Source organism: Pseudomonas urethralis (genome assembly GCF_021602465.1).
Classification (GTDB): Bacteria; Pseudomonadota; Gammaproteobacteria; order Pseudomonadales; family Pseudomonadaceae; genus Aquipseudomonas; species Aquipseudomonas vlassakiae.
Genome location: NZ_BQIJ01000014.1, coordinates 119,502 through 137,307, shown reverse-complemented (window position 1 = coordinate 137,307; position 17,806 = coordinate 119,502). Strand labels below are relative to the sequence as shown.

20 protein-coding genes are annotated in these 17,806 nt (G+C 57.6%); 6 read left to right on the top strand and 14 right to left on the bottom strand.

The genetic code is table 11. The annotated features are described in order from the left end of the window. Nucleotides 1-16: 16 nt before the first annotated feature. The 11 genes from L6D64_RS20945 to L6D64_RS20900 form a co-directional block, all read right to left on the bottom strand. Nucleotides 17-805, bottom strand: coding sequence for a glycine betaine ABC transporter substrate-binding protein (locus tag L6D64_RS20945; protein ID WP_176509222.1), 789 nt, complete (start codon nt 803-805; stop codon nt 17-19). Between the two features lie 12 nt (nt 806-817). Continuing rightward, nucleotides 818-1,915, bottom strand: coding sequence for a major royal jelly family protein (locus tag L6D64_RS20940; RefSeq protein WP_236192562.1), 1,098 nt, complete (start codon nt 1,913-1,915; stop codon nt 818-820). 81 nt (nt 1,916-1,996) lie between these two features. Then, nucleotides 1,997-3,004: a zinc-binding alcohol dehydrogenase family protein gene (locus tag L6D64_RS20935; protein ID WP_176509224.1), complete on the bottom strand. Its 1,008-nt coding sequence runs from the start codon at nt 3,002-3,004 to the stop codon at nt 1,997-1,999. Nucleotides 3,005-3,185: 181 nt separating this feature from the next. Further along, nucleotides 3,186-3,704: a carboxymuconolactone decarboxylase family protein gene (locus L6D64_RS20930; RefSeq protein ID WP_176509225.1), complete on the bottom strand. Its 519-nt coding sequence runs from the start codon at nt 3,702-3,704 to the stop codon at nt 3,186-3,188. Between the two features lie 38 nt (nt 3,705-3,742). Then, nucleotides 3,743-4,507 carry an SDR family oxidoreductase gene (locus L6D64_RS20925; protein ID WP_176509226.1) on the bottom strand — a complete coding sequence of 255 codons (765 nt, stop codon included), beginning with the start codon at nt 4,505-4,507 and terminating at the stop codon, nt 3,743-3,745. 13 nt (nt 4,508-4,520) lie between these two features. Next, a complete protein-coding gene (locus L6D64_RS28655) occupies nt 4,521-4,685 on the bottom strand; it encodes a hypothetical protein (protein WP_176509227.1) in 165 nt (54 codons plus the stop codon). Next, complete coding sequence (locus L6D64_RS28650) at nt 4,646-4,804, bottom strand: hypothetical protein (RefSeq protein WP_445009276.1); 159 nt, start codon at nt 4,802-4,804, stop codon at nt 4,646-4,648. The genes L6D64_RS28655 and L6D64_RS28650 overlap by 40 nt, the downstream gene beginning before the upstream one ends. A 425-nt stretch (nt 4,805-5,229) precedes the next feature. Continuing rightward, nucleotides 5,230-6,075, bottom strand: coding sequence for an alpha/beta fold hydrolase (locus L6D64_RS20915; protein ID WP_176509228.1), 846 nt, complete (start codon nt 6,073-6,075; stop codon nt 5,230-5,232). 844 nt (nt 6,076-6,919) lie between these two features. Further along, a complete protein-coding gene (locus L6D64_RS20910; protein WP_371870322.1) occupies nt 6,920-7,417 on the bottom strand; it encodes a GNAT family N-acetyltransferase in 498 nt (165 codons plus the stop codon). 150 nt (nt 7,418-7,567) lie between these two features. Further along, the gene (locus L6D64_RS20905) at nt 7,568-8,854 is read right to left on the bottom strand and encodes a CitMHS family transporter (protein ID WP_176509229.1); all 1,287 of its coding nucleotides are present in this window, start codon (nt 8,852-8,854) and stop codon (nt 7,568-7,570) included. Between the two features lie 106 nt (nt 8,855-8,960). Next, the gene (locus tag L6D64_RS20900) at nt 8,961-9,893 is read right to left on the bottom strand and encodes an SMP-30/gluconolactonase/LRE family protein (RefSeq protein ID WP_176509230.1); all 933 of its coding nucleotides are present in this window, start codon (nt 9,891-9,893) and stop codon (nt 8,961-8,963) included. 391 nt (nt 9,894-10,284) lie between these two features. Here L6D64_RS20900 and L6D64_RS20895 point away from each other — a divergent pair, with 391 nt between their 5' ends. From L6D64_RS20895 to L6D64_RS20875, 5 genes are all read left to right on the top strand, one after another. Continuing rightward, nucleotides 10,285-11,226 (top strand): hydroxymethylglutaryl-CoA lyase, encoded by a 942-nt coding sequence (locus tag L6D64_RS20895; protein ID WP_176509231.1) that lies wholly within the window; start codon nt 10,285-10,287, stop codon nt 11,224-11,226. Continuing rightward, nucleotides 11,223-12,425: a CaiB/BaiF CoA transferase family protein gene (locus L6D64_RS20890; RefSeq protein ID WP_176509232.1), complete on the top strand. Its 1,203-nt coding sequence runs from the start codon at nt 11,223-11,225 to the stop codon at nt 12,423-12,425. The genes L6D64_RS20895 and L6D64_RS20890 overlap by 4 nt, the downstream gene beginning before the upstream one ends. Before the next feature lie 174 nt (nt 12,426-12,599). Further along, a complete protein-coding gene (locus L6D64_RS20885; protein ID WP_236192544.1) occupies nt 12,600-13,919 on the top strand; it encodes an MFS transporter in 1,320 nt (439 codons plus the stop codon). Between the two features lie 136 nt (nt 13,920-14,055). Beyond that, nucleotides 14,056-14,826: an IclR family transcriptional regulator gene (locus L6D64_RS20880; RefSeq protein ID WP_176509233.1), complete on the top strand. Its 771-nt coding sequence runs from the start codon at nt 14,056-14,058 to the stop codon at nt 14,824-14,826. 32 nt (nt 14,827-14,858) lie between these two features. Beyond that, nucleotides 14,859-15,236: a DUF4440 domain-containing protein gene (locus L6D64_RS20875; protein WP_176509234.1), complete on the top strand. Its 378-nt coding sequence runs from the start codon at nt 14,859-14,861 to the stop codon at nt 15,234-15,236. 43 nt (nt 15,237-15,279) lie between these two features. Here L6D64_RS20875 and L6D64_RS20870 read toward each other — a convergent pair whose 3' ends face one another. After that, nucleotides 15,280-15,633 (bottom strand): hypothetical protein, encoded by a 354-nt coding sequence (locus tag L6D64_RS20870; RefSeq protein WP_176509235.1) that lies wholly within the window; start codon nt 15,631-15,633, stop codon nt 15,280-15,282. Nucleotides 15,634-15,845: 212 nt separating this feature from the next. Between L6D64_RS20870 and L6D64_RS20865 the strand changes: the two genes are divergently transcribed. Continuing rightward, complete coding sequence (locus L6D64_RS20865; protein ID WP_236192558.1) at nt 15,846-16,604, top strand: gamma-glutamyl-gamma-aminobutyrate hydrolase family protein; 759 nt, start codon at nt 15,846-15,848, stop codon at nt 16,602-16,604. Between the two features lie 252 nt (nt 16,605-16,856). Here L6D64_RS20865 and cyoD read toward each other — a convergent pair whose 3' ends face one another. After that, a complete protein-coding gene (gene cyoD / locus L6D64_RS20860) occupies nt 16,857-17,195 on the bottom strand; it encodes a cytochrome o ubiquinol oxidase subunit IV (RefSeq protein WP_054883828.1) in 339 nt (112 codons plus the stop codon). Next, nucleotides 17,192-17,806: a cytochrome o ubiquinol oxidase subunit III gene (gene cyoC / locus L6D64_RS20855; protein ID WP_176509236.1), complete on the bottom strand. Its 615-nt coding sequence runs from the start codon at nt 17,804-17,806 to the stop codon at nt 17,192-17,194. The genes cyoD and cyoC overlap by 4 nt, the downstream gene beginning before the upstream one ends.

Here is a 17,806-nt window from a genome sequence, read left to right as displayed (position 1 = left end):
GGGCCCCGCTACTGATTCAAGCTTGCGCCGGTGCCGACTGACGTGCGAGCCAAATGTCTGCAGCTTGCAAGGCTGAGAGATTTTTGTGACGGATAAGAAAATCAAGCTCACTGACCGCAGCATTGCCAGGTTGTAGCGAGACCAGGTCCTCAATCAGTTCTTTCGGCATCTCTTGCACAACGTCACTGGCGGCAATGAGCGTTGCTTGATCCTCACCACCCAGCAGCCCGAGCGGTTCATCCAGGGCTCGGATTTTGTAGGCATGGTGCAAATATTGAGGATGCCACAGCGGCACGACAAACCATTCCCGCTCGGCATAGGATTGCTCATAACGATTGAAGCAATCAGCCTCGGTGCCTTGCGCAAAAAAGTAGCCTTCAGCATCCAACTCGTATTGCGTCACCATGGCTTTGGAAAAGCGACTGATACCAGCACCAGGGTTTATGCCTTGGATGCGGCGGCTCATCCGTTGGGCAACATCCGGCCTCAGCAGGTCTGCAATCGTAGCGACCTGATCCTCCGGTACATAATCAGGCACACCCCAAATGCAGAATGGGTTGTAAAGAACTCCAAGGGAAGTGCTCGGATTCTTGCAAGCTGCCAGGTAGGCACCGTGGCTGGCTGGCAGCCAGGCTGATACGAGCATCTCTACCAGTCCTTCGCTGTACAACCGGAACATTTCCTCATGAGGCGCTGTGCTGACTTCCACCAGATAACCATGTCGCTCTAGCGTGCGCTGCACAAGCGCTGCGCTAGCGGCATGGAAGCTGAGGTCGATGTAGCCCAAGCGAATGTGCTTTTGCATGTCATTTCCTTATCAATGCGTTGGCGCAGGCTTGGCGTCGATCTTGACGCGCATCAGGCTGTAAGGCTTCACCCGTTTGTCCTGGCCATCGTTGAAGCCAGGTGAGCGATGCAGCTGGTTGGCAGTGAAGTACAGATACCCGTCTGGGCCGATCGACAAGGTATCCGGCCAAAGGACTCGCGAATCCTCGACCACGGTTTGCCAAGTGCCATCGGCAAGGCGTTTGCGGATGGAGTTGTGCTCATAATCGCCCGCATAGACTGTACCGTCAGCATCAGCCTCAAGACCGTCGGAGGCGCCTTTTTCACCCAGGTCCACAACGGCTCGTTCAAGTTCGGCTTCGCTTACATTGGGGTCTCGCAACAAAGCCGTTGGCACCGCATACAGGTGTCGACTCGAAAGCGGGCAGAAGTACAGCGTCTTGCCATCGCTCGACAGGGCGATGCCGTCCGAGGCTACGGTCAGCAGTCCTGATTTACCCTGCGCGTCGCGGGTGATGAGTGCGGGTTTCCCTTCGATGACAGGGCGGAACTCAGGGTCTACGGAAGTTGATTTGGCCCCGCTAAGGCGACGGGTTGCCGTACCGCTGGCCAGGTCCAGGACGATAATTCCGCCTGGCCCTTTTACCGACGAATCGGTGACGTAAGCGGTGCCTTCTTTACCTACGCGAAAATCAAAACGTACGTCATTCACATAGGTAGCTGGCAGAATCACTTCACGCGGGAACACAACAGTTTTCACGATCTTGTTGGTGCTCAAGTCGATTGCGATCAGCTTGGCTCCACCTGCCTTAGGCTCGGAGAAGGCGGGAGCGGCTGTATCCAATACCCAGACACGCCCTTGACCGTCAGCGACGACGCTCTGCACGCTGATGAACCCGGCGGCCGGATCCTTGGCGTTTTCCACATTCGTTTTCAGGTCCGGATAAGGAACCAAATGGCCCTGTTTGATCTCCGCCACGGTGTAGGGTACGTCATCTCCCCAACGAGGGAAGTTGATGAAGATCCGACCCGTTTCGGTGACGGTCACGCCTGTAGGCATGGCGCCATTGAAAGCGAACACACGTTCGGGGTTGGCGCCTGTGCCCGAGGCGGTATCGGCCATGGCCATTGCGCTGAGCGAGACCGCGACAGCCAGGCCAGTGGCTTGGAAGAAAGCTTTCATATGCTTGTCCTTGAGCGTATCAGCGGGTTAGAAGCCTTCGAGAACGATCTTGCCTTTGGCTTTGCCGCTCTCGATCAGAGCATGGGCGCGCTTCAGGTTATCTGCGCCGATTTTGCCGAAGTGTTCCCCAATGGTGGTCTGGATGACGCCGTTATCGACCAGCTCGGAAATTCTGTTCAGCAACTCATGCTGTTTGATCATGTCTGCGGTTTGATACAGAGAACGCGTGAACATGAGTTCCCAATGCAGCGAAAGCGATTTGCGCTTGAGTGGCATGACGTCCAGTTGTGCTGGGTCATCAATCAGCGCCAGTTTGCCTTGTGGGCGAAGCACTTCAACGATCTGGGGCAGGTAGGTTTCGGTATGGGTCAGGCTGATAACGTAGTCGACCGGGTTGAGTTTCAGGTTTTCAAGCTGCAGCGGGATCGAGGCGGAGTGATCGATCACATGGTGGGCGCCCAGTTCCTGTACCCAAGACTGCGTCTCTGGCCGCGACGCTGTACCGATGACGGTGAGTTGGGTAAGTTTGCGCGCCAGCTGGACCAGGATCGAGCCAACCCCACCACCGGCGCCGATGACCAGCAGGCTTTGTCCTTTACCACCGTTCTCCTGAACCCCCAGTCGATCGAACAACAGCTCCCAGGCAGTAATGGAGGTCAGCGGCAAGGCTGCGGCACTGGCATTGTCCAGGCTACGTGGTTTCTGGCCGACGATGCGCTCATCCACCAAGTGAAATTCGCTGTAGCTACCAGGGCGATCGATCGCGCCGGCGTAAAATACTTCGTCGCCAACTTCGAACAATGAAACGTCGCTGCCCACTTCACGGACGATACCAACGGTATCCCAACCCAGCACTTGGACCTCTTGGCTGGTACTGCGGGCTCGCACCTTGGTATCCACCGGGTTTACCGCAATCGCCTTCACTTCGACAAGCAGATCTCGAGCACCTGGGGTGGGCTTCGGCAGGTCCGTTTCGAACAGGGAACGAGCGTTCTGGATTGGCAAACCAGCTTCTTGGAAAACTACGGCTTTCATATGAGGTTGTCCTTTACAGGTCAGAGAGTGATGCCAGGCTAACTCCCTTCGTGAGCCTCAAAAACCAGCTAACCCGAGGAAGACTTTCGCCGTTTCGCTGAAGGTTGAGGCGATCAGCCATTCGAGGAATGGCTGATGCTCTCGGAAGGAGCGCACACGTCGCTCAAAGTCAGGCGTCGGTTCAGATCGCTTTCGGTGGGAAGTCGATGTCTGTTTTCGCCACGTTGTTCAGGTAGTTCGTCAAGGTCAGCAGCGAGACCTGCGCGATGACGTCGACGATTTTTGCATCGTCCAACCCAGCTTCCCGTGCGCTTGAGAGATGCTCGTCACTCACTTGCCCGCGGCTGAGCGTGACAGCCCGAGCCAGTGCAGCGACTCCGTTCAGCGTGCCAGCGCGCGCTGCCAGCAGATCATCAGCGCTCAGTCCGGTCTTCCCTCCGAAGAAGCTGTGAGCCGCGACGCAATAATCGCATCCGTTAACTTCCGAGGCCGCCAGTGCCGCTACTTCACGTTCGGCAGGTGTCAGACTGTTCTTGCTCAGCGCCTGTGCCAGAGCGAGATATCCTCCCAAGGCCGCTGGCGAGTGAGCCAGGGTAGCGAAAGCGTTAGGAATGAAACCCAAGCCTTTTTCAATGCCCTGAAGGGCAGTGCGCGCAGCGGCTGGAGCTTGGTCAAGGGTCAAAGCAGCAATTCGGGTCATGATTATGCTTCCTTCCAGGTTGTCCAATGTGTTTCTGTTCAGGCGACAGGGATAGGGTTTTCGGCCAGAGCCTGGTTGAACTGGTTGATCAGTTCATGCTCGTTTGGCCCTTGGTTGGCGCGCACTGGGACGACGCGGTCAACCAGGACTTCGGTTGTCGCTGTCTCCAGTTTTTCCAGGGTTTCCTGGATGAAATCGTCCAGCGGCATGGCGCGTTCATCACCACTTTTGTGGATCAGATCGGTGTCTACCCATGGCGGTGCGATTTCCAGAACCTTGACGCTGGTATCGCGCAGGGCAAAACGTTGCGACAGCGAGTAGGAGTGAATCGCAGCTTTGGTCGCCGAATAGAGGGCTGTCGCGGCCAGTGGCAGATAGGCCAGTACCGAGCTGTTGTTGATGATGTAGGCATCGGGTTGGCGCTTGAGATGCTCTACAAACGCTGCGCTGACACGCACCGGGCCCAGCAGGTTGGTTTGCAGCAGCCCTACCGCCTGCTCATCGTCATAATCGCCTGAGCCTGGGTTGTCGAAAGGCATGATGCCGGCATTGTTGATGATGACGTTCAGCGAGGGATGGCGACGGATAACCTCTTGTGCGACATCCTTGATCTGCTGGTGATCATTGATATCAAGCTGAACGGTGTCGATGCCGGGATTGGAGCTGGCGATTTCATCCAGCAGCGATTGGCGCCGGCCCGCGATGATGACTTTGTTTCCACGCTGGTGGAACGCTTCGGCCAAGGCGCGGCCGATGCCCGAGGTGCCGCCAGTGATGAAGATGGTGTTTGCGCTCGTTTTCATGATTTGTATCCTTTCAATTGATTGATTGAACGTCGTAACGCGGAGCGAGTTTGTTGCTGGAGAGATGTCCGAACAGCGCCTTGCGGCTGCTTTCGTACAGCTCGAAATGCTGTATGTCCTGCATGGAAGGGATGGAGATCAGGACACCGTTGTCGAAGTCTTGAAGGGCGCCATCCACCAGGTCGCTTGGAGCACTTCAACGCTCTGCTGAGTCTCGTTGGTGATATGGCTGGCAAGCGCGTTCAGGCGATCACGATTGCGGGCGACCAGTATCAGGTCATAGCCACGTTGAGCCAGGCGGTCTGCGAAAATTGCTGCGATGCCGGTGCATGCGCCTGTGATCAGGGCGGTGCCTTTTGTATTCCTGAGTCATGGTCCAGCTCCGTTGTTTGGGTGTGGAGCCATGATGCAAAAAAACAGATTTGTCTTAAACGACGCATATCGTCATGTTTTAGGACGTGGTCGAAACTGACGAAGGAGTGGTTGTCCGTTGTCTTCCTCTGTTGCTACCTCGGTATGGGTGTTCCGGCGATGATCGCTGGGTATGCGGTAGCTAGCGGCTACGGCATCTTCGAAACCGCAATAGTGTTCGCCGTGCTGGTAATGAGCCTTTCATTCGTAGCGGTCTACAGGATGATGAGTGGTGGCGCTAAGGTATGACGCTGGTAGAAAAGTAGAAAAGGCCACGTAAAGTGGCCTTTTCAATGTGCGGCTACTGGTCGCTACTGCGCGACGAATGCCCCGATGTGCCGGGCAGTGGCGATGGGGTATTGCATGTGAGGGCCATGCCCGGTATTCGGCAAGCTGAGTTGGGTCAGCGATGGAAGTTGTTGGGTCAGCGCCTGCCAGTTCTCGACAGGGAATACGATGTCGTGATCACCGCCTATGTGCAGAACCGGGATGTTGGTGGTCTTGAGGGCCTGCAGTACTGCTTCTACGGGGAATACCGGGTTCTTGGGAGCGTCGCCGAGTTGCTGTGCAGCCCAGGCAACTGGCACCTGCGGACTACGATTCTGGGTTCTGGACGCCAGTCGCGACCAGGCGAGTTCAGCCGCTGTTCGACTCTGATCCGAGGCTGGCTTGAAGAACAGTTTCACAAAATCTTCGAAGTCGTTTTCACGGCGTGCAAGCTCATAAAATTGCGGCTCGCCCGTTTTCACCAACTGGCCAGGAGGCGTTGTGCCCAGCAGAACCGCGTGGCTCACCAGTTGTGGTGCTTGCGTCAGAACAACTTGTGCAGCAATGCCGCCAAGCGACCACCCTCCAATCACGACGCGGCCCAGGCCAAGGGCGTGAATCAGCTCGATGGCATCCTTTGCCAGAGAGCCTGGGTTATAGCTCGCCTCACCTGTTGACTGGCCCAGACCGGTGTAGTCGAAGACTGTTACTTGAAAGCCTTGCGTGACCAGACTATCGAGAAACAGGGGATCCCAGTCATCCATCGTGCCTCTATAGCGAACCAGCAAGAGCAAGGGCTTGCCATTGCCTATCGTGCGGTAAGCGAGTCGGCGATTGCTGACATCAATGAAACGCGTTTCTGCTTCAGCGCTTTTGATCGAGGTGGACATCGGGCCTGCTCCTTGGTTTGGTGTGGTCCAATCCTGACGGTTCGTTGTCCAAGGCGGTACGTCGTTTAGGGTTGGATTTCAGGACATAATGACTTTGTCCCGCATGCGGAAAACGGATATGTATGACCGCTCAGGGTCGAAATCGGCCGCTGGTGAGCGGCTGCTTCCGACCCATAGCGGACTTCCTCAGGTAGGTATGATCGGGAGCTTGTCGAGCTAGCCGGCGGTGCCCCTCAGTAGTTGGGAAAAGCGGTAAATAGCGGCGTGTATGTCATCCCTAGTGTCACCATCCCAATCTTCAGTGGTTTCGAGTTCGGCTTTGAGCCGTGCTATCCGCTCCATGATTTCTGCTACCTCTACAGCCCCACATTGCGCGGCAATTGCCTTCCATTTCTCCTCAGGAATTCTCTCCTAGATTGAAAGTCCTGCCTGTGCTTCTGCAATTAGTGCGGTGAGTTTGCTCATCTTTTACGCTCCAAGAGGCTGTTTCGGCGCTATAGATTCTCAGGCCTCTATGCCCGATTCTGGCCGTTTGCTGCCCCGAACGAAAGGCAGCTAAGGGTCGTAAGCGGACGGTCACGAGCGCGCATAGGTCGTTAGCAGCCGCCCGTGGCAGGCGAAACGAATTTATTCCTTTCGGTGCATCCGGTCCGCTCGTTGGCGGGTATTGCATAGCGGCGGCCTGGACTGCCCAGCCAAATGTCCTATCAGGAGCACTACCAGGGGGCCTCAAATCCTCCGCCTGCCTGCGCGCCTGTTGCCGCGACAAGGCCAACACCCCCGGCCTAGCCAAATGGACCTCCGTCGGCCTCAAGGCCGAGGGTCTGCAAAGGCTCGAAAGTGATCACTGCACAGCAATGGATTTGGCCATTTCCGCCGTTCCAGCCCAACCGCCTTGCTCATACACCGGTTTGCCCGCCTCAGTGGCATGCAGCACAGCGAAGGTGATGCCTCGGCGAGCGAACTCGGCTTCAGCCGCTTTCATCAAGGACGAAGCCAGGCCCCGGCGGCGGTAGGGCGGCTGGACGTACACATTCAACACATAGCCACGCTTGTCGAGGGTTGGGTGCGAGGGATGGGGTGGCCAATCGATGCTCATCAGGCCAATCGCGGCGACCACGTGTTCGCCATCCAGGAGTTTGAATCCGTAATACCGACCGTCTCCCAGCCGCTCCTCCAGCCATGGGCGAAAGTGCTCAGTCATGACGCGCAGATCTTCAGCAATACCACCCGCTTCGAGGAACATCTGCTCGCGATGCGTGCAGATCATTTCGGCGTCAGAAGGCCCGACAGGGCAGCACGCCAGACCGTGAAACGCTGCACATCCTTGTAATCCCATCATTGTTTCTCCAGCGTCAGTAGCATCCACTCATGAAGGTGCAGCCTATGTCAGTCCCTAAACCCTCGCAACTTCTCCAAGAACGACGCCCCCAGCCCACTTCAACAACCGATGAGCTTGCCCACCTGTGAATGGCCAGGTGGAGGAATGCCCTCAGTTGAGAATGTCGATGGTTCCAATCGTGACAGCCGCAACGAACATCACCATGCACGTACCGATGCTCCAGCCGATGGACGCTCGCTGGTTGTCTCCGTAGTCCAGGTCAAGCAGTCCACAGAGCAGGTAAGTTGAGGCAACCAGCGGGCTGAGCAGATGCACTGGCTGCCCGATCAAACCGGCAATGGCCATCTCTTTGGCGCCGATACCGTAGTGGCTCGCAGTCTCGGCCAGAATGGGGAGGATCCCGAAATAGAAAGCATCGTTGGTCAGCACGTAGGTGAAAGGCATGCTGAGAAAGGCTGTGATGACCGACATGAAATGGCCAGCGGATTCAGGGATCACATGGATCAGGCTTTCCGAGATTGCCTTGATCATTCCAGTGCCGGACATGATCCCGACGAAGATGCCAGCGGCGAAAATCAGCAGGGTGACCGCCATGACATTGTCGGCGTATTTTCCGATGACTTCCTTTTGGTCTTTGACACTTGGGAAGTTCACCAGGACGCCCAGGCCGAACGCGAGCATGAAGAGGATCGGCAGGGGCATGAGGCTGAGCATCATCATGCTGATCAGCGTGATGGTGAGTACCGCGTTGAAGAGGAAGCGCCAGTCGGTCAGTTTGAACGCCGTGAAATGGCTCATGCCCTCGTCATGATCGAGCTGCACGACACCCAGACGACGGCGCTCCCGGCCCCCCAGAAAGACCGCCGCGAAAATCACCCAACCCGCTCCAGCGATCATCAGCGGCAGCATCTCGATGAACAGTTCAGTGATGTCTACGTGCATGGCGCTTGCCGCACGCGAAAAGGGCCCTGCCCAAGGGAGGATGTTCATCACCCCGTTGGTCAGCAACAGCACGGTGGCCAAAACCTGCAGGCTCATGCCTGTACGCCGGTATAGCGGAAGAAGTGCTGCTGTGGTGATGATATAGGTCGTGGCACCGTCGCCATCCAGGCCCACGCAGAATCCGAGCACAGCGGTGCCAATGACAATCCTCAGTGGGTCGCCTTTCACGCATTTGAGGATCAGCTTGATTAGCGGGTTGAACAAGCCTGCATCGGTCATCATGCAGAAGTAGAGTATCGCGAAGGTCAGCATGATCCCTGTCGGGGCCAGCATCTTCACGCCATCGAACATCATGGGGCCGAGCTGGGTGGCAAAGCCTCCCAGACTGGCAAATGCAACCGGCACCAGAATCAGGGCAACCAGTGGTGACAGGCGTTTGCTCATGACCAGATACATGAAGCAGACGATCATTGTGTAGCTCAAGAGTGTGAGCATGTAGCCCTCTTATTATCTGTTTTGTATGAGTCGTAAGAATCGCCAGGCTTTTCCAGGGCCGAGCAGGCCCCGTGCGCCATGTGCACAGGGCTGTCGCAAGCAGTCGTTAAGCTGGGGCGTGCGAGAACATCAGCTTCCCGGCGTGACCGGGCTCAGCTCTCAGGATGTGTCCGGTCGACGAGTCGGTGATGTAGAGGCCACGATTGCCCTCACCGCCAAAGGCGAGATTGGTCAACGTGCGGCCCTCGGTACACGATTTGAATCGATAGAGTGGCACGGCATGGGCGTCGAATGCCCATACGCATCCATTGCCTGCATCGCAGACATAGAGATTCCCAGACTCATCCAGAGCCATGCCGTCTGCGCCACTCACACCCCCGGCCATAGCGGTGAACACACCCACTTTGGAAGTAGTGCCATCGGGTTGCAGCGGGAGTCGCCATACTGCGTTTGCGCGAGTCATCGCTACCAGCAGGGCTTTCTCCTCAAGATCCATCACCAAGCCATTAGGGCTAGGGCCGTTATCCAGCAAACAATCCAGGCGTTGTTGCTCCAGGTCGTAGCGGAAAACCCGACCCGTTGGATCATGCATGCCTGTCTGACCTTGATCGGTGAAGAAGAGGCGCCCCTGTCGGTCAAAGAACAGATCATTGACACCCTTGAAGCTTTCACTACGGCGATGCGTCAGGAACGGCTCGATGCGTTTGCTGATCGGGTCAAGAACGAGGATCCCGTTCTTGTAGTCGGCAATGAAGACCCGCCCGTCACGATGGATTTTCAAGCCGTTAGGCCAGCCGTCGTATTCAACAACCAGATCCCAGTCTCCCTGAGGGGAAACGCGAAAGATTCGGCCGTACGGGATATCCGTAACATAGAGATTGCCGGCCTGGTCGAAGGAGGGCCCTTCCAGGAAGCTCGCAACTTGCTGGCCAGGCTTGTTGGCTCTGACCCAGTCGGAATCACCATCACGCCAAAACGCTTTCGGCAGTCTGCTGAACACTTCGGTTGGGCGGTCTTCGGGAGGGGCATACAGGCTCATGGCAAATCTCCATGTGAAAACAGACACACGACGCTGAGGCTCAAACGGCAGAGTCTGGGCCAATCTCATCAGTGTACGTTGCCTGGGATATCTTTTTGTTTCGAGCGGTAGTTCTGCCTAATAGAACATAATTGCTCTTGATAGAACACTTTCCGGGCTATTTTCTTTGCTGTCAAGTCTCGCTCGAAACTCTGCCTATCGCTCGATAGCCAGCTGAAAAGGCAACCGCATCCGTTCATCGTCAGCGTCATTGACAGGCGTGAAAATGTGGGTAGATACTAAATCAGAACGTAATTCTGCCTGACAGAACAATCATAAAAACAGCGCTCCGCATCGCAGCCGCACTGAGTGAATGTTCGGACAGGCTCTCCCCAGCTACAGGAGAACCTCCGTGAAAGAAGCGACAGATATCGATATCCTCGTCAGCGAAGTCGGGCCCAGAGATGGCTTGCAGAGCGTCAAGGCCACCATGCCCACCGCGTTGAAGCTGGAGTGGATTTCGGCTCTGGCGGGCGCCGGTTTGAGAGAAATCGAGGTCGGATCCTTTGTATCGCCAAAGCTGCTGCCGCAAATGGCAGATACTGCCCAGGTAGTAGCCCATGCCCTGACGCTGCCAGATCTTTACGTCACTGCTTTGGTGCCGAATCTCAAGGGGGCCGAAGCTGCTTTCAACGCTGGCGTGCACAAGATCACGCTGCCCATCTCCGTAAGCGAGCAGCACTCGATCTCGAACATCCGCAAGACACACGCTCAAGTCTTCGATGAGGTTCAGGCGGTGGTTGCCTTGCGTAATGAACGCTTCCCGAACGTCCTGATCGAAGCGGGCGTTTCGACTGCCTTCGGATGCACACTTCAAGGCGTCGTGACCGACGACGAGACCCTGGCGATTGCCTTGAAAATGGCCGAACTGGGGGTCGACGAGGTCGGCCTTTCAGACACGGTCGGCTACGCCAACCCGGTTCAAGTGCGTCGACTTTTCACTCGCCTGTTCCAAGAGCTCGGCCCGCTCGCAGGCAGCGCCCATTTCCACAACACGCGCGGCCAAGGGCTGGCCAACGTCGTCGCTGCACTGGAAGCTGGCGTGAAGACGTTCGATGGTTCGCAAGGCGGCTTGGGCGGCTGCCCCTACGCGCCGGGTGCTTCGGGCAACATCGTCACCGAAGACCTGGTGTATCTGCTCGAGTCCATGGGCCTGAAAACCGGCGTAGACATCGATCGCCTCGTTGCGGCGCGTGAAGTGCTTCGCCGTGGGCTGCCGGGAGAGCCTGTTTATGGCTTCATCCCAGATGCCGGTGTTGGCAAGAATTTCATCTACGCGAAGGAGGCCGTATGAGCCAGCGTGAAGAGCAGTCTCTGCCCCTGGCAGGCATTCGCGTGGTCGAGTTTGTGCACATGGTGATGGGCCCGACCTGCGGATTACTGCTTGCCGATCTCGGCGCTGAGGTCATCAAGGTGGAACCCGTTCCGGAGGGTGATAACACGCGCCGTCTGATGGGGTCCGGTGCCGGCTACTGGATGACCTACAACCGCAACAAGAAGAGCTTTGCGGTGGACATCAAGTCCGCAGAAGGCATGGCTGCCGTGAAGAAGTTGCTGGCCACGGCAGATGTCGTCACAGAGAACTTCCGCCCTGGGGCCATGGAGAAACTGGGCCTGGGCTATGAGCAGGTCAAGGCCATCAAGCCGGACATCATTTACAGCTCGATGAAAGGCTTTCTGCCAGGCCCCTACGAGACGCGCACGGCGCTGGATGAGGTGGTGCAGATGATGACGGGCTTGGCCTACATGACGGGGCCTGTCGGGCGCCCGTTGCGCGCCGGAGCCTCTGTCAACGATGTGATGGGCGGTATGTTCAGCACTGTCTCGATTCTTGCCGCCCTGCTGCAGCGCAAAGAGACGGGTCGCGGTCAGTTCGTACAGACCGGTCTGTTTGAAAACTCGGCCTTCCTGGTCGCTCAGCACATGATGCAGAAAGCCGTAACCGGTAAAGCGGCTGCACCCATGCCAAGCCGGATTTCGGCTTGGGCCATCTATGACGTGTTCGAGACTGCCCAGGAAGGTGAGCAGGTCTTCATGGGTGTCGTCAGCGACAGTCAGTGGGTCGCCTTCTGCGAAACCTTCGACTTCCCTGAACTGGGAAGTGACGCCGAACTGAGTCGGAACAATCTGCGCGTTCAGGCACGCGACCGAATCATTCCCATGGTGCGAGAGCGCTTGTGTGGCATGGATAAGCAGACCGTGATGGCGCTCTGTGAAAAAGCCGGCTTGCCGTTTTCCCCTATCCAGCGACCGGAAGACATGTTTGAGGATGAGCACCTCAATCAGTCTGGCGGTATGGCAGAGCTGACATTGCCTGATGGTGAGCAGGTGAAGGTGCCGATGCTGCCTATCGAGATGAACGGCCAGCGATTCGGTGCTCGTCTCAATGTCCCGGCCCTGGGCAGCCATTCGAGAGAGGTGCTCGCACAGCTGGGTTATGGCGACGACGAGATCAGTCAGCTCGAATCCAGCGGCACGATCAAAACCGTTTGATCAGATTGGGGCGGGTCTCCTTTGACGGCCCGCTCCCGATGAGTTTTACGCCCAGCACGAACTGACTCTCGGGCGAAATCAGCAGCACTCAAGGTATGGGACGTACCACGGTCTGCGCGCTCCGATGGCCGATCCAGCCACGGTATTCATAACAACAAAACCGAGGACACAGTCATGGCTAATGTCACGACCCCGGATACCCATTTTCCCCTGCCACAGCCTGAAGCCACGTCTGCCTTGCAGCAACGCGCGATGAAGAAGGCCGCTTGGCGCCTTATCCCATTGTTGGCGCTGGCCTATTTCTTCAACTACCTGGACCGCACCAGCGTCGGTTACGCGGCTCTGCAGATGACTGATCAGTTAGGGCTCACCGCAGCGCAGTTTGGCCTGGGTGCAGGGATCATGTTCGTGGGCTATTGCCTCTGCGAAGTCCCGAGCAACCTCGCCATGTACCGGTTCGGTGCGCGCCTCTGGATGGCCCGCATCATGATCACCTGGGGGCTTGCCGCAGCGGCCACTGCCTTCGTGATCGGCCCCTACAGCTTCTATGCTGTTCGGTTCCTTTTGGGGGTAGCCGAGGCGGGCTTCTTCCCTGGCGTGATCTTCTTCCTCACCCTCTGGTTTCCTGCCCAATATCGTACGCGGGTGCTGGCATGGTTCACGGTTGCAACGCCGATCTCATTCCTTGTTGGAGGCCCGCTTTCCATCTACCTGCTTCAGATGCATGGTGCCTGGGGGCTGGCGGGTTGGCAGTGGATGTTCATCATTGAAGGTTTGCCAGCTTGCATCCTGGGGCTCATCACGTTGAAGGTACTGGCCAACCGGCCTGCGCAGGCCAAGTGGCTGTCCCAGGAAGAGCAGGATGCGCTTACCGCAATGCTGGAGAAGGAAAAGGCCGGCACCCAAAAGAGCCACGGTCTAGGTGCAGCACTCAAGGATCCGCGCGTCTGGATCCTGAGCGCCATCACCTTCAGCTTCACCATCGGCACCTACGGCATCGGTATCTGGTTGCCGCAGATGCTGAAGGCCCAGGGTGTCGAAGTGAGCCTGATTGGTTGGGTCGCTGCGGTACCTTACTTCTTCTCGACGGTTGGCTTGCTGTTCTGGGCCAAGCATGTTGATCGAAGCGGACGCGGCATTCTGAACCTCATCATCGCGCTGGTATTGGCCGGTATGGCATTGATCTTTGCGGTAAACATGAATGCTCTGATACCCGCATTGGCAGGCATCACCTTGGCCCTGGTGGGGACGATCTCGGCGAAGACGATCTTCTACACGCTGCCGGCGAAGTTCCTGAGTGGCCAGGCTGCAGCAGGGGGTATCGCCCTGATCAACTCCATCGGTGCGTTCGGTGGATTCGTCGGGCCCTATCTGATGGGCTTCCTGAAGGATTACACCCATTCCTTCACGGCGGGCCTGGTGGTCATGGGATGCATCCTGTTCTTTGCCGCCATCATGGCATTGACCCTGCGACTGTTCATGCGGGATGCCTGACGCTTGGTGTCGGTAATGCAGAACGTTGTTCTGGACAATGGACTAGCTGCTGACCGTGCTCACAGGTAAGGTATCAGCCATCTGAACGGCCCCTGCAAGGGGCCGCTTTTTCACGAGAGTGTCGAGATGAAGTCCGATGTCGCCAAAAAATGAGCCAGCGGTAGCTGAAGCTTCCAAGAACAATGCTGACGGAGGGGTGGCAGCGGTTGATCGGGCCTTTGCGATCCTCGGGGCTTTCGAGCCTGATCGAAGCACGCTACCGTTAGCGGAAATCGCTCGTCGCACGGGTTTGTACAAAAGCACCATCCTTCGACTCATGAGCTCCCTGGAAAGGGCTGGATTTGTCAGGCGCCTGGCTGACGGGCAGTACGCTGTGGGCCATGAGCCCCTGCGGTTGGCTCAGATTTACCAATCCTCCTTCCGTCTACGCGATACGATTTACCCGGTGCTCGAGGCACTTACCGAAGAGAGCGGGGAGACCTCGTCGTTCTACGTGATCGAGAACGATATCCGAGTTGTACTATTCCGGGTGGAACCCAAGCGAGCAGTGCGCTTCAGCATCCATGAGGGCGACCGATTCCCGCTGCATGCCGGCGCTTCCGGAAAGATCCTCAGGGCATTTGGCCCGCCAGCAGATCGCGCTTTGGCTGAGGTCAGGGAGCAGTTCTGGGCGACCTCATTTGGTGAGCGCGACCCCGATACATCGTCGATCTCGGCCCCTGTGTTCGGCGTCGCCCACGAGTTCAAAGGTGCTTTGACGCTGTCGGGCCCATCCGAGCGGTTCAACAAGGATCAGCTGCAAGCGGCTCGATTGATGGTGTTGAAGCGTGCCGCCCAGGCGACAGGCCTGCTTGGGGGAAGCAACCGAGAGTTACTTGCCGCTTTAGAAAAAGTGAGTGAAAAGTAGGCTCGCAACTATCGAACCAGGACTGAAACACCATGAATCCGTATCTACAGGAAGTCATCGACCTGCACGTGTTGATCGAGGCGCTCTTCGCCAGAGGAGAGGGCCAGGTCGAGGCCATGGTCGAGCGCTTCACGGCGGAGTTCTCCATGATCACGCCAACTGGCTTGCAGGTGTGCCTGCAGGATGTCGCCAACCTGTTCGCCACGCGTGCTGGTAGCCAGCCGGGGTTGACCATCGAGCTCTCTGGCTTGGAAACCTTGGCGCAATGGCCGGAGGGTGCAATGGTCCGCTATCAAGAGACCCATCGGTTGCCCGGTCAGGACGCGACGACACGGCGCTCGACGGCGCTGTTCAGCCTTCAGGGAGACCGCGTTCTGTGGCGCCATCTCCATGAAACCTGGGCAGCGTGATTTACCGCTTGAGCCTTGGCCAAGTCGCTGGCAGAGGTACAGTTCAGCCGAGCAGATCGAGCATCCGCTCAAGGGTGCTTTCCAGACGGGCCAGTTCGATGTGCATGCCGTCGCCATACTCTGCGGTCCCCAGCGCACATTCAATGATTACCTTGAGCCCCCGAGGTGCTCGATGGCCGGGGTATTTGCGCAGCGTGAGTTCGACTTGGGTCGGGCTTGTCCAGTTGCTGAGGTCTGCCGACCACAGAGGGTCTTTAAAGCCGAACACCACGTGCCCGCTACGTAGGTCCATGATCTGCGGCGGAAACACCCAGTGCGAGTTGCCTGCTTCCCACGGGGTCGCCTGGACCTGGTAGCGGCCGTCTGGAGAGACGGACAGTACTTCAATGTCGCTCATGGGGGCCTGCCTGGCGTATTGAACCGTTGTGGATATGCCAACCGTCAATCGGGGTGAACCGATGCGACTGCGTCAGGTTCAACCCAGTAGATTCGCGCTTCATCTGCCTCGGGAATTTCATAGGGTCGGATACCTGTACTTTCCTCGAGGCAATCGCTGGTTTTGATGACTGGGGCTACAGCGACAAGCGGCTTGGCGAGGGGGAGAAGACATTGCGGCTGCCAATAATCGGGGTGACGGCCTGTAGCTACAAGGTCGGCCCGCATGCAGTTCAATTGAATGACGATAAAAACGCCCGCGCAGTGGCCACTGCTGCCCATGGATTGCCGTTGATCTTACCGATGTTTCCAGAGTTGCTGAACATAGCAGACATCATCGATGGACTGGATGGTCTGCTTTTCACCGGTTCACCTTCCAATATCGAGCCTCACCACTACGACGGTCCACCGAGTCCACCCGGTACGCAAAAAGATGCCGCTCGTGATCACCTCACGCTACCGCTGTGGCGAGCGGCCGTAGAAGCAGGGCTGCCGGTGCTAGGCGTGTGCCGGGGCTTCCAGGAAATGAATGTGGCCTTTGGCGGCACGCTCGTCCAGCAGCTCCATCAACCTGGCATAGAGCATGAGCCGCCAAGCAACGAACCGCTTGAAGACCAGTACGCACCCGCCCACAGGCTTACGGTTCGACCAGATGGCGTGTTACATGGGCTGGGGTTTCCCGAAGTGATCGAAGTCAACTCGGTACATGGGCAGGGGATAGAACGGGTCGGGGAAGGTCTGCGCATCGAGGCTGTGGCCATGGATGGCCTCGTTGAAGCATTGTCGGTGGAAGGTAGCCGCTCCTTCGCCCTCGGCGTGCAGTGGCATCCTGAGTGGCAGGTGATGTTCCATCCACAATATCGCGCCATTTTCGAGGCGTTCGGACTCGCTTGCCGAGTGCGAGCGGCACAGCGGCCAAGGTCGTTCACCTGAGATCCGCTCTTAAGCTGCAAACACGATCCATCCGTCCGTCGGGGCTCTGCAAACAGGAAAAAACCCTCGACGAAGACGTCCATCAAAACAGTTGTAGAGTTCGTTCGACTCTCCACGTCAGGTCTTCGGCCCGCCCAGTGCGGGCCTTTTTTTGGAGTCAAAGAGCCACAGCCTGGCGGGCGCGGATTCTTCAAGGCCTGTTGGCGTGTCAAGCATTACCGCTCGGCGACCTGGCCACAGGCCGGTCAGCTGTCACAAACCGAGCATGTTGTAATGCACGTAGTACATGATCCAAAGCGACAACCCCACCAGCAGCACGATGATCACTATGGTGAAAACAAGCGCCACCAGGCTCCAGCGCTGCTCGCGTGCGGTGGTCAGGTGCAGAAAGAACACCATGTGCACCAGAATCTGCATCACCGCGCAGGCCAGCACCAGCAGGAACGTGGCGCTGCGCGACAAGCTGGGATACATGGCCAGCCCGAAGGGGACGAGCGTCAGCAATGCAGCCAGCACAAAGCCGACGTTGTAGGACTTGTGGCTGGACTGGCTGGCCCCTGCGCTGCTATGAACCTGGCTTTCGCTGCTCATCGGATCACCCCGAACAAGTAAACGACGGTAAACACGCACACCCACACAATGTCGAGGAAGTGCCAGAACAGGCTCAGGCAGCTCAGCCGTGTGGAAATGACGCAGCACAGGCCGCGCTGCTGCACCTGAATCATCAGCAGGGCCATCCACACCAGGCCTGTCAGCACGTGCAGGCCGTGGGTGCCGACCAGGGTGAAGAAGCCGGTGAGGAACGCGCTGCGCTGCGGCCCGTAGCCCTCGGCGATCAGGTGATGGAACTCGTTCACCTCCATGGCGATGAAGCCCAGGCCCAGCGCGAAGGTGACACCCAGCCACTGCAACACGCGGCGTTTGTCCTTGCGGTGATTGGCGAGCATGGCATAGCCGTAGGTGACGCTGCTGAACAGCAGCAGGCTGGTTTCAGCGAGCACGTAGGGTAATTCGAAGATGTCTGCCGCACCCGGGCCGCCTGCCACCGACTGGCCCAGCACGGCGTAGGTGGCGAACAGCGTGGCGAACAGGATGCAGTCGGTCAGCAGGTAGATCCAGAAGCCAAACAGGCTCAGGGAACCCGCATCCTCGTAACCTTGCTCTTGCTGATGGGCGGTTTCGTTCAGGACGATATGCGACAT